This is a genomic window from Enterococcus phoeniculicola ATCC BAA-412 (assembly GCF_000407505.1).
In the GTDB taxonomy this organism is placed as follows: domain Bacteria; phylum Bacillota; class Bacilli; order Lactobacillales; family Enterococcaceae; genus Enterococcus_K; species Enterococcus_K phoeniculicola.
Genome location: NZ_ASWE01000007.1, coordinates 31,175 through 43,324, shown reverse-complemented (window position 1 = coordinate 43,324; position 12,150 = coordinate 31,175). Strand labels below are relative to the sequence as shown.

General features: G+C 37.5%; 8 protein-coding genes. All 8 read right to left on the bottom strand.

The window, feature by feature from the left end:
* Window positions 1-48 precede the first annotated feature (48 nt).
* The 8 genes from I589_RS17430 to I589_RS17395 all read right to left on the bottom strand — a co-directional run bounded on the left by I589_RS17430 (window position 49) and on the right by I589_RS17395 (window position 11,859).
* A complete protein-coding gene (locus I589_RS17430) occupies window positions 49-858 on the bottom strand; it encodes a class A sortase (protein ID WP_010766890.1) in 810 nt (269 codons plus the stop codon).
* Window positions 842-1,933, bottom strand: a complete 1,092-nt coding sequence (locus I589_RS17425) for a WxLIP family cell surface protein (RefSeq protein WP_016250118.1) — start codon at window positions 1,931-1,933, stop codon at window positions 842-844. The genes I589_RS17430 and I589_RS17425 overlap by 17 nt, the downstream gene beginning before the upstream one ends.
* A 248-nt stretch (window positions 1,934-2,181) precedes the next feature.
* Window positions 2,182-2,928, bottom strand: coding sequence for a WxL domain-containing protein (locus tag I589_RS17420; RefSeq protein ID WP_010766888.1), 747 nt, complete (start codon window positions 2,926-2,928; stop codon window positions 2,182-2,184).
* A gap of 85 nt (window positions 2,929-3,013) precedes the next feature.
* Entirely contained in the window at window positions 3,014-3,826 is an 813-nt protein-coding gene (locus I589_RS17415; protein ID WP_016250117.1) for a WxL domain-containing protein, read from the bottom strand.
* Window positions 3,827-3,888: 62 nt separating this feature from the next.
* Window positions 3,889-4,647: a WxL domain-containing protein gene (locus I589_RS17410; protein WP_010766769.1), complete on the bottom strand. Its 759-nt coding sequence runs from the start codon at window positions 4,645-4,647 to the stop codon at window positions 3,889-3,891.
* Complete coding sequence (locus tag I589_RS17405) at window positions 4,604-4,993, bottom strand: LPXTG cell wall anchor domain-containing protein (protein ID WP_010766768.1); 390 nt, start codon at window positions 4,991-4,993, stop codon at window positions 4,604-4,606. Before I589_RS17405 ends, I589_RS17410 begins: the two co-directional genes overlap by 44 nt.
* 16 nt (window positions 4,994-5,009) lie before the next feature.
* Complete coding sequence (locus I589_RS17400) at window positions 5,010-9,944, bottom strand: beta strand repeat-containing protein (protein ID WP_010766767.1); 4,935 nt, start codon at window positions 9,942-9,944, stop codon at window positions 5,010-5,012.
* Between the two features lie 463 nt (window positions 9,945-10,407).
* Window positions 10,408-11,859, bottom strand: coding sequence for a helix-turn-helix domain-containing protein (locus I589_RS17395; RefSeq protein ID WP_010766766.1), 1,452 nt, complete (start codon window positions 11,857-11,859; stop codon window positions 10,408-10,410).
* Between the last annotated feature and the right edge of the window lie 291 nt (window positions 11,860-12,150).

The following is a 12,150-nucleotide window of genomic DNA, read 5'->3' as shown; positions in this document are numbered from 1 at the left end:
AAACACTGACATCTTCAAAGTAATCTTCAACCATTCGTTCGCTCCTTTTTAGTGTTGTTCTTTCTTTTTATAAAACAACCATCGAACAAGAGAGACTGCCAGTACACACAAAACAAAGAACAGGAGTGGCATTTTCCACAGCTTTTTAGTTATTTGTTGCTGTTGCTGTTTGATGACTAGATGGTTGTCTTCTGTTTCTTTTAGTTTTGCTTGACTCGTTTTTTGCTGGTCTTCTTCGAGTGGTCGGGCAGTGATAACCAGTCGTTGCTTGGTGCTTTGTGGCACCGGGCACGTAATCAGCGTCAATAACGCTTCATCGTGTGTCTCCAGTACAGAAATCGTGGTTTCATCCACAATGGTCATGTCCTCTACCTCATACACTCGTTCTTCATCCAAATAACTCACCAAAATTTGATCCTGCTTCTTTACTTCAAGCAGCTTGCCAAACAATAACTCATCAATACCTAAATGGTGCCCAAACAAGACAAAATTATCCTTTGCCAATGTTCGGTCTGGATACATGACAACCCCGCCCAAAAGGAGATTCTCGTTAGTAATACCCACGAGAATCGGCTGTTCTAGCCCCACAGAGGGGATCAAAATCTGCCCATAGCTTTCTTGTGTTGCCTTTGCACGATTGTTGAAAATAGAAGAAAGCTGTGGCGTTTGGATTGCTTCTTCCACTGGATATTCGGTTGGCAAAATTTTCTGTTGAACGAACGCTGTTCGTTGAATTTGCCAACCAATCATACTATCTTTTAACCAAGGGGAAACGATGAACAACAAACCTAAAATAACGAGTCCATCGATGAGGCATTCAACAAACCATTCTTTTTGTTTGTTACTTAGCCTCTTCATCTTTGTCTTTCTTTCTCTTTAAAAATAAAATCAATAGTAGAATCGCGATCAATAAAATCAGCGCGCCAATAATAACATACAGCCATGGGAAATCTTCTTTTTCAATCGAAACATCCTTGGCATTTAATTTATCCGCCACTTCTTTTTTGATTTCAAACTCTTTTTCAAATGTCCATTTATAAAGATAACGAACGGTGTTTCCTTCTTCGTCTTTTACTTCATACTTGCCGCTATCAGACAATCCACCATAAGCAACTGTCTTCAACAGGTATTTCCCTGCTTGTAACTTTTCGCCATTTAATGCGATTGGATACTCAAAATTTGAATTAGGTGCCATCTGCATTCTCGGCGCAGATGATTTGTATAAAACGTCACTTTCTCCTTGCTTTGTCACCTCGTGGTTCATACGTAATTGATTCAAATAAACAGGCGCTGGATTTTGAAACCCAACATTAATTACGTTTCGAACATTCACTTGAGACGCATTAATCTCGAGTATGTTTAAATCTGGCTTTACTTCTACATCTGTTTCTTTTAACACAAGTCCTACGGCGAAGGCATATTCGTTTTTGATTGCCATGCCTGTTTCTTCATTTTTTTCAGTTTTCGCTTTTTCAGAGACGATTTCTTTGAATGTAATACCACCTGCTAGAATCCCGTCAAATGAGTCCTTGGGCATCGTAATTTTCAGTGGAACATTCATTACACTCTTTGGTTTTAGGGTCACTTCTTCTTCGACTTCAACGAGATCTTTCAAATTATACTTTAATGACTCATCTGCTTTAATCTCGTTGGGACTGTATTCCACTACCCCATTTAAATTCGTTGTAGCACTTGCCACATGAATCCCCACTTTGACCTCTTTATCAGTGCTGTTTCTAAGCTCCACTTCAACGGTCTGGGCTTGATCTGGTTTCATCAATAATTCAAAATATGTTTTATTTTTATCAATTTGATTTTCAGGTATGACTGGGCTTACCGCAAAATTCAGTTTGGAAGCAACCCCTGGACTTGTAGTGAACAAGATGCCTCCGATGAATAGAAGCGTCCACATAATTTTTTTAAGTTGTTTCATATAGTTCATTTCCCCTTTGTTTACTATGCAAAAATAGAGCCTGCTTTTTTTATATCAGAGTAACTTTGGATTGGAGCGAACGTCGTTTCCTCGAAAAACGAACAGGTCTGTCCTACTCATTTCTGAGGGTTCCCACTCACGCCTATCACCGTTTATTTAGATTCAAAGAGTCCGAAACATAGCTCAAGGAGCTATGTCTCAGACTCAGACCTTTCAATGGAACTTCCGCGATTCTTCCGTTGCTTTCATTAAACCCCTGGAACGTCACTAAGTACCCATGTAAAGTTGGTTTCATAACGATCGCTATATTTTGTTGAAGAGCCTGGTACTTCAAGAGAAACACTGGTTGCTGCTGATGCTTGATCAGTTCCCCAATCAAACAAGTAAGTTCCAGCACCTTCGGTTGCTTTTGCACTCATCACTAAGGTTTCAGCACCTGGTGCTAAAACGATTTGTGTAGGACCTGTTGGCGCTGTTGAATGGGAAGCAGTCACTACGTTTCCGTTGTCTAACGTAATTTCAGCCCCTTCTAATTCAGTGCCAGCCTTGATGTTTGTTGTTTTAAATTGTGCATCCTGTGTCACTTTAAGTGTCCAGCCTGCTTCTGTTCCTCGGTTATCTGTTACTTGGACAAAGTTTGGACCCGTTGTATCAGTGCCTGCTTTATCTTTGTATGCTTGTGGTAAAGCATTGTATGTTTTTATAACAGAGGTAATAGTTTGTTCGCCAAAGTAGAAACTTGATGCAAAATCAATAGATAGTGGTCCAGCTGTTCCTGGTTCTGATGGATCTTCTCCATCTGGATTTGTCGGTGTAATTGGATCTACTGGTTTTAATGGATCCACTGGGTCAGTTGGATCTGTACTTGGTGTATAAGTAATCACACCTTTAGATGGATACGTATCTCCTGTAGTTCCTGCTTGTGCTGATAATGGAGCTAAAACTGCTGCGCCAAACAACGCGATAGTTGCTACTAACATTTTTGTATTTTTCATTTATATTTCCTCCCAATAGTCAGTCGTCTGATTGTTTTTTATAAAAATCATTTGAAGTGTTTTTTCTTTACTCTAATGCAATTCCTTAAATTGATGGTGTATCTGACAATGTCCAAGTTAATGTTGTGCTGTATTTTACTGCGTCTTTTGGTGTGCTACCTGGTACAGATAAAGAAACGGTTTTTGTAATTTGTGCTTCAACATCATCGCCTGCTGCATTTTTTTCTGTGACCGTCTCAACATCAGAGGCTTGCCCCCAAGCTGTAGCCCAAGTTCCTGCACCCGCGCCAACTTTCGCTCCTGCTACTACTGAAGAAGCGCCTTCTGAATCCAATACTAAACCTGCATCTTGTGAAATAGGAGAAGTTGGTGCTACAGCAGTTGAAGTTGCTTGTGTTTTGATGGTTGGTGCAGCTAATTGAATCACTGAACCTGTCAAAACTTTGTTTAATGTTTCTGTGTTTGTAAATTGACCATTTTGTTTCACTGACAACGTCCAACCAGCATTTGATCCGCGATTATCAGATATTTGTACATAGTTAGGTGTTGATTTTGATGGATCGACTGTTCCGTCTGCTTCTTTGTATGTTTGCGCACGAGCAAAATATGTTTCTGTTTTGTTGCTGATTTTATTTAAGCCAAAATCAAAGCTTGACGCATAGTCAATCGATAAAGGACCGTCTGTTCCTGGTTTTGGTCCTGTTGGATCCGTTGGATCAATTGGTTTAACTGGTTTGTCTGGATCTGGATCTGTTGGGTCTACAGGATCTGTTGGATCTGTTCCAGGCATAAATTGAACAACTCCGTTACTATCATAACTTTCTTCTGCGGCAAATACTGAAGCAGGTGCTACAGCTAAAATAGCTACTGCTACGAATGGTAAACTTAATTTTTTCATTTTTTTCACTCAACCTTTTCCTTTTATATGTTCGTTGGTTTTTACTTTTTATGTGTTTTTTTCTATGGTGCTGTAGGAGTATCAGATAACGTCCATGTTAATGTTGTGCTATAAGCGTCTTTTAATTTCACGCTCTTACCTGGAACTTTTAGGGAAACAGCAGTAGCAGCTTCCGTAGCATCTTTTCCTAAATCATATAACCATGTTGCAACTCCTTGTTTATCGCCAGCTGTCATAATCACTGATTTTGCTCCAGGAACAAGTGTCACTGCTGCAGTAGCAACGGGTGTGATCGCTTGAGATTCTGTTTCGTTTAACCCTTCTTGTAGATTTGATACGGCTTTTCCATTCGCAAATGATAGCTTTGCGCCTTCTAAAACATCAGATGTCGCTGTTTCAAATTGTGCGCCTTGAATCACAGATAATTCCCAGCCTTTTTGTGTTCCGCGAGTATCTGTTACTTGGACATAGTTTGGTCCATCTGCTGTACCATCAGAGAATGTTTGTAATGCAGCATAGTAAGTTTTATCTACTGTTGAAATAGATTGTTCACCAAATTGGAAACTAGACGCATAATCAAGAGATAAGGGGCCGTTTGTTCCTGGTTTTGGTCCTGTTGGGTCAACTGGATCAACAGGTGTAACAGGTTTATCTGGATCTGGATTCGATGGATCTAATGGATCCGTTTTATCTGTTCCTGCTTTAAACGTAATTTCGCCTTTTGAATCATAGGACCCTCCATCTGCGGCAAAAGTTGTTGTAGCACCTAACAAGCTACTAAATAAGATGATTCCCGCTGTTAAAATGGTTGTTTTTTTCATGTTTTTCTCTCCTCAAAATAAATAGTGTACTAACTCCTAATATAGCTACGCCCAAAAGTTGACTCTTGTTAAAATGATCATCCCCGGTTGCTGGTAAAATGGTCACACCGCTTGTATTTTTTTGAACGGTTCCCGGTGCAACAGGTGTACTAGGTGTAACAGGTTTTACGGGTTTATCTGGCTCTGGAGGAATCTCCTCAGAGCTTTCTTCCGTTGGATACTCATACGTTCCGTAAAACGAAGTTACACCGTTACTATCATATTCCCCAACTTCTTCAGCACTAACTGTACTTGGAACACTCGCTATGAAAAAGAGTAGTGCAAAGCTGCATAGCAGTTTTTTCATTGTCTTCTTCCTCCTCTTAATTCCCAGGACCAGACACTAATGTCCAAGTGAGCGTACCTTCATAATTTCCTAATCGCTGTTTGTCAGCAGGAACCTTCAACTTCAATCCTTTATCTTTCGTCTCTCCCCATTGATCTGAAATGACAAATTGCCCATCTTGTTGAAGGGTTGTATCTTCTACAATTACTGCATTCGGTCCTAACTGTCTATCTGCCACCCCGTCAGAAAAATACATGGTTTCTTCCAATGTCGTTGTCCCCGAAGTTAATGGGGCTGTTTCTACAACAGTCATTTGCCAGTCATCTCTTTCAGATCCCCGTGTGTCTTGAACCGTTAAGTTTCCAACAATACTTGGCCAATAAGTTTTTAATCGGTTAGAAACCATTTGATTGCCAAAATTGACATCACTTGGAATTTCTACCACTTTCAGCTCGCCTGCAATCATGACATTAACAACCTTCTCAATAGAAATCGTGCCATTGGAGTAGCTGTATTTCGTTGAGACGTTCTTCACTAACTCAGATTGCTGGGTATTTTTTATTGAATCAAACGCATTTGTATCAATTGTTGGTTTTTCCGATGCACGTCCATCCGCAAATAATACCTGTGCCAATGTATGTGTATTTAAATCTGTATCATCTACTAATGCATTGGCCTCTTCCAGTAAAAATCGTGCGGATTTTGCATAGATTGCTGTACTTCGATCACTCGATATACTTGAATCATCTCGAACAACAATAAGGTTGTACGTTTCTTTTACTTTATTTGCATCCGTGATACCAGATGAATAGGAAATCTTATGTGCTCTTGATACCTCATCTATTGCCAGTGGTTGGCGAATCGCTTCCAACAGTGCCTCTGTAATATTGTCATCATTTAAGAACGGACGGCCAGTTACGGAAACATACTTGTTCACATCTGTTTTAGACGTAATTTGGCTTGCCTCTTGTTCTGTGATAAACACATTATTTGCAGATAGCTCTGCTTTATTGGAATATTTCACTTTCACTGTGTAACTATATTCTCCATCTGGTGATGTCCAATCAACCGCATCTGAGTTTGGCTGTTCATCAATCACTTCATCGGTTGAACCAATCTTTGTTGAAACAATGCTTCCTGAATATACCCATGAACCAGTTGTTTGTGTCTCAGGTGTAAACGTAAGTGTAGGGAAGATTCCACGTTCTGTAGGAATCACTAATCGACCTTTTTTCACTGATTTCCCAGCGACTTCTGTTCCCCAAGCGTCTAAAGTCAAAGGTAAATTATTCTCTTTTACTTGTGTGACATCATGAGAAATGGTCCCGTCTCCATCAGCAATACCTGGTGTTTCTACTTCGTAGTCAATAAATGAGCCGGGTAAAGCGATCCCATAGCCGCTTCCAGCTTTGGTTACATCATTGTCTCCGATATACGTTTTCCCGGTTGTTTTATCGTAGCCTGTAAAGTTCATTGGCTTGATACTCTCCGCATTTTTAATTGTCGGATTGACAGTGAGTACTTGAAACGCTTTTGTCGAGCCAAACCACGTACCATTACTTGCCACCATTGCCGACGCTGCCGGAGAGGTAGCAATCCACGTTAAGCGATCTTTTGACTCATCTGGTGTTTCAAAATCAGAGATATTGATTTTCCCAGTGCCAGGCATAGACTCTACTGTCCCTTCATCTCTAACTGTCAGCTTCCCAGCTGAGATAAATCCAGAAGTATTCGTTGAAGCTATTCCAAACCCACCGCCTTTTGAAAGAGTAATATCTCCAAAAGTGTTATAGTTTCCTGTATGCAATGCCGCAGTAGCAGAGAGACCATTTTTAATACTTCCAGTTACTGCCATCAACTTTGTACCATTTGTAATATCCATCTCAGTGAAATTAATGATCCCTAATCCGTTTACATTAATTGGTTCTTTTTGATAGACATCTGTTCCATCAATATTATGGCCAATATTGATGGATACTTTATTGCTACTCGCCCCAACAATCGCATTCGTGAAGTTATCAGATTGATTTCCTCCAGAAATTCCGTTAACACTTGTTGACCCTTGAATATTCATTTCTACATTTCTAAGAATTTTTGCAGAAGAAATATTTGAGTAGTTTGTCGCATAAAAGTTTCCAACATTGGATCCTGTTGCCTGTATGTTCATGACAATTGATCCACTACTTGTATTCCCAGCCGTACGACCACCATCTCCGTATATAGAAGCGCCATTTAAAACATCTGATCCTGGTTTCGTAAAAATATTCAAAGTTATTTTATTTGTAGCATCTGTACCTAACTTGGTTGTTCCATCATAAGGAATTCCACCACTGATATTGGTTCCTGTTGGAAGACCGAACTTTCCGGCATAGTTTCGCAAATCGATGGTCAATTCACTATCTCCTAAAATAGATCCAGCATAGGTTGGACCACCAGCTAGTGCTTCCTTTGTAGGTACCGAAGATGAATGGTTTTTCCCTGAAAAGTCTCCGCCATAGATGTAATTTTTTGAATTTCCTGTAATAATGTGATCATTCGTATAGCCAAATGTCCCTCCTACAGAGGCATTAATAGTACCATCATGGACGGTTACTCCAACATCACCAACAATCTTTTGATCCCACCAGCCACCACCAGATAAGAACCAATCGACTTGACCATTATTTACAGTTGCATGGCTATTCCCATAAATCCGTTTTCCCGTATAACCTGCTCCTTCAAGTGTATCCACCACACCACCATTTAGTGTCATTGACGTATTTCCTTCGATAACACCAGAAAAACCTCCACCATACGTCCATCTTGCTAAAACATTATTCAGTACGGCACTTGTATCTCCATAAATGTAGATATTGGTTGCTCGAGCAGCATTACTACCTCCACCACCAACAATATCAAAGGCTCCTGTACCAGTAGAACGACTGTTGTTTGTATTCAAATAAGGAAGCCCAGCTATATATGCTCCTCCATTGCTACCATATACAAATCCTTCTCCTCCAGCGCTTCCATCTGTGTGGGCTGTTCCAACTTCAACCGAGGTATTCCCTTCTATATAACCTGCATAACCAGCTCCACGGGTGAAACCTGTATTATCCGCCGATCTACTGATTGCTCCTTCAAGAATTTTCGTTGATACATTGCCATAAACCTTAAATTTAGCTGTTTTTTCTGCATATTCTTTTCGTGCTTCTTTTGTCATAGCATCATATGCTGCATCCGTTCCTGTGGTTAAGCTGACTGCAGTAACACCCATTCCTCCCGCACCATCAATACGGTTAAATGACCCTTTCCCCCAAGTTCCTGCTTTGATAGTATTGGTAATGTTCCCCGTGATAGTTCCAGAAGTTTCATTTGCACCAGCAAATTCTGCTGATCCTCCTGAAAATTTACTTGTATCAAGGTTTGATGTAATAGCTGACACATTTTTTATTGTCCCTATGTCTCCAGATTTAGATCCACCAAAATAATCTAGTGTCGTACTGTTCCACGCACCGTAACCACTAATAGTATTCATTACAGACCCTTGAATATTCCCATACTCCACGCCCCCGTGATATGTACCGATTTTATTGCCGGCTGACGCCACATCACTCGTGATTTCGGTCTCTACATTTCCTGTGACATGTGCTGGATTTGCTGAAGTTCCTTCACCTCCACCATAAACATTAGTGATTGTCCCGCCACTGTTATTTATGTGTACAAAAATATTCCCGTTTACAGTACCTGATTTTGCGCCACCTGCTACAGTGTTAATTGTTCTTGTAAAATTATTAACATTGATAGATGGATTTCCATTCAGTGTCCCACTTGTTTTATTTCCTCCATACACCTTCCAGGTTAATGTACCTGTTGTTTCTATTGTAATAACAGGATTACCAGTAACATCTCCACTATCTGTTCCACCATAAATTGTTAAACCGTTCCCTGAAGAACCACCATTTAAAGTTAGGCTATTCCCATTCATAAACATATCGGTGCCTGAGTAATTAATATTTCTAAATTGGACAGACGTTCCAAAATGAATAGTTGTTCCTAAAGATAAAGTTTTGCTTCCAGTAGGTACGGCTATGTCTTTAGAAATCGGATCCTCCGGATTTCCTGTAATTGTTAATGTACCTACTTTACCTTCTAATGAATAAAAAGTAGCATTTTCTGCCGTAACTATCGTTGGAATATTTTTGGCCACAGTCGCTGCTGATAGTGTTACATTCGTCCCTATGTATAAGACGTAGTCCCCACCTGAACCATTTTGATAAAGATCATTTAATGCTGATCGAACGCCTGCTTCATTTGCCGTATACTCCTTGTAAGAATTACTTGACTCAGTAGGATCAGGCACAACAATTACTTTCGTTTTATCTGCTGTACTAATTATATCTTTTATCGAGCTATCTACTTTTGTTGTAGCTAACCTAGTCGTCTTTTCTTTATAAATTGCCTGAATAGTTGTACTTTTAGCAATTTTAATCTCACTTAATTCTTTTTCAGAATAAATCCTACCGTTTATTTCCCAACCAATAAAATCTGTTAGATTATCAATAATTGGAATTTCACTTATCGCTAGCTGACTCCCCTCCTCCTTTTCAATAATTATTTTTTCTCTTTTTGACGAGAAGCTGTGTTTGGCATCTGTTTGGAAAGTTACTTCAAAGTTCACAACTTTCTTTTCACTTTCTTTTTTGCTCTCTTTTGCCGTTTCTTGCGAAGACTTCACTTTATTCTCAACGATAGATTCATTTGATTCTGAAGAACTGAATGAATTTGTAGACGATTGATTAGATATGGTTGTTTCTTCAGTTCTTATTGTCGATGACTCGTCTGGTAAAGTATCCGTTGAAACAGTCTCTGCAACTGCAACGGTGGACATCCAGACTGGGCTTAATGCGAAAGTCAAGCAAAAAAATATTGTTATGGTTTTTTTCACTTTTTCCCCTCCTTCTTCTGTTTTTACTGTATAAACAAATATCGTCATCAACGAACTCATCTACGAGAAAAGTATAATATAATTTTTTTCAAAATTTTTGTTTTGTTTTTTTAATATTGACAAATTTCCGGCAATTTTTAGAAAGACGAATTCATGCTTGCTTTAAAGAAATTAATTTATAAATGTTCTCTTCAGAAACTTCTGATTATTTGCTTATCTTAATATCTATCTTATATAAATTAGACATTAATTCTTTCCATATTTTTTTGTAAAAAAAATAAATATTGATGTGCAGGAATAAAATTTGAAAAATCTCTAAGTAGCAATTCTTTAATTTCTATACTTGAAAAAGAAAACACTGCTTCAATTTCAAGTAGATACGCTTGAAATTGAAGCAGTGCTATTTTCTTTACTCATTAAATATCTTAGTTCACAGCATTAATAAATAGAACTATGTGCAAGAATAAATTCACTAAGTGTTTAATATGAATATTTCTAAATAAATTTTTAATCACATTTGTAATTTTTCAAATAATTCTTTCAATGAATTAAAATCTACTTCTCTCATCTGTGAGCTCACAACAAGAAATTCTTGATCCACTCGAATCTGATTCTTATCAAATGGATTTGTTGCAACGATAATCTCGGCATCTGATACCTCCGAAACAAACTGAATCATATATTGATCTCTAAATCTTAAATAAATTGCTTGCTTCAAAAATTCACTAAATGACAAAGAGGTATCAGTTGACAAAAATAGAGATATTTCAGATGGCGGAAAACCAAACTTCTCTATTGGATAAAATCTAATAATCATTAATAAACAAGGAACTTTCATTGCATCATAATGGTGAGGATCGTCAACTTGCTGAATAAACTCTAACCAGAAATTTTCAAATCTTTTCCAATAATTAGGATAGGCTGATTGGAAGGTTTCCATATTTAAAATATGAGTGGTATTTTTGCTTGGTTCTGAATCATAGTTTGTAAAATAATACGCGAGATAGTATTTAGCCCAATTCTCAGATAATTTTTCTTTATCATAATTATTTAATACACTAAAATAGCTTTCAAGAATCATTAAAAAGAGTTTTTGTGATTTCATCATTTTTTTTAAGGTATTAGACTCAATATTTATAGATAATGGCAAATAAATATCATATAAATCAGAGTTATACATGGTAACAAGTAACATATTCCAATCCAGATTACTCCACTGAGAAAAAAATTCTGGTTTTTTCGGAAGAGTAAAAGCTTGGATGATGTCGAATTGTTCTTCAGTTAAACTTAGTTCCTTTTTTCTCGAAATGGCATTTGAATAAATAAATATCCATATAGACAGTAATTCAATTTGTAACGAGCTATAAGGAATATTTAGATATTTTAATACTTCTTCAGCAAAAAAATTCATATTTGGCTTTGTATTGCTTCCAAAAATATTGGGAAACTGACGACTAGTGCTCCAGATAAACACGTAGGAGAATATTCTAATATTCAATTCCTCTGCCTTAAATTTAATTTCATTGCCATAACTAATTTGAATATTATAAGCTGCTACTTCCTGATTGATTTGTTGGATTTTTCTATAAAGGGTGGCTGCACTAATATTATGTGTTAGACAAAAGTTTACTTTATAAACTACTCGCTTCTCAATCAACTCCAACAAAATGTCATAAGCGATATCTTGAGAAAATACTAACTCAAATAAACTTTGTAAATTCGTTGAAAATCGTTTTAACTTGAAATACCCACGTTTAGGATTCATTAATTCTACTGAAAATTTATCTTGTCCGTCAATTTGATTTATAAATTCTATAAGTTCTTTTAGAGATTTTAAAATTGTAACAGAATTGCTGTAACCTAAACGTTTACGAATTTCTTCTACAGAAAGAGCTTCTTCTGAAATATCTAATATTTCAATAATATCTTTTAATAATAACGTTCTATATTCTAATCCAAACATATTATTTTTCTCCTTCTACTATCATTTAACCTATGATTACCTCTTCATAATAGCTCATTCACAAAGAAAAACATAAACATACACTTAACTCTATTAAAGCATCTTTTTTACTCACTAATAAGATAGTAGAAATTACCTATAGATAAAACGTAATCTAAAGTGAGGATAACCAAACAAAGAATTAGATATAGAGAGGTATCTACTTGGTGCTGTAAAATCTCGAGGCTTTACTTCCTATGATGTACAGTACGTACTTAATTCTCGGAGCTAACGCCTTCGATACGATCCTAA

Bases quoted from the DNA above. Each gene is read 5' to 3' on its own strand.
- I589_RS17430 (WP_010766890.1), bottom strand. From the start codon at position 858: ATGAAGAGGCTAAGTAACAAACAAAAAGAATGGTTTGTTGAATGCCTC.
- I589_RS17425 (WP_016250118.1), bottom strand. From the start codon at position 1,933: ATGAAACAACTTAAAAAAATTATGTGGACGCTTCTATTCATCGGAGGC.
- I589_RS17420 (WP_010766888.1), bottom strand. From the start codon at position 2,928: ATGAAAAATACAAAAATGTTAGTAGCAACTATCGCGTTGTTTGGCGCA.
- I589_RS17415 (WP_016250117.1), bottom strand. From the start codon at position 3,826: ATGAAAAAATTAAGTTTACCATTCGTAGCAGTAGCTATTTTAGCTGTA.
- I589_RS17410 (WP_010766769.1), bottom strand. From the start codon at position 4,647: ATGAAAAAAACAACCATTTTAACAGCGGGAATCATCTTATTTAGTAGC.
- I589_RS17405 (WP_010766768.1), bottom strand. From the start codon at position 4,993: ATGAAAAAACTGCTATGCAGCTTTGCACTACTCTTTTTCATAGCGAGT.
- I589_RS17400 (WP_010766767.1), bottom strand. From the start codon at position 9,944: ATGACGATATTTGTTTATACAGTAAAAACAGAAGAAGGAGGGGAAAAA.
- I589_RS17395 (WP_010766766.1), bottom strand. From the start codon at position 11,859: ATGTTTGGATTAGAATATAGAACGTTATTATTAAAAGATATTATTGAA.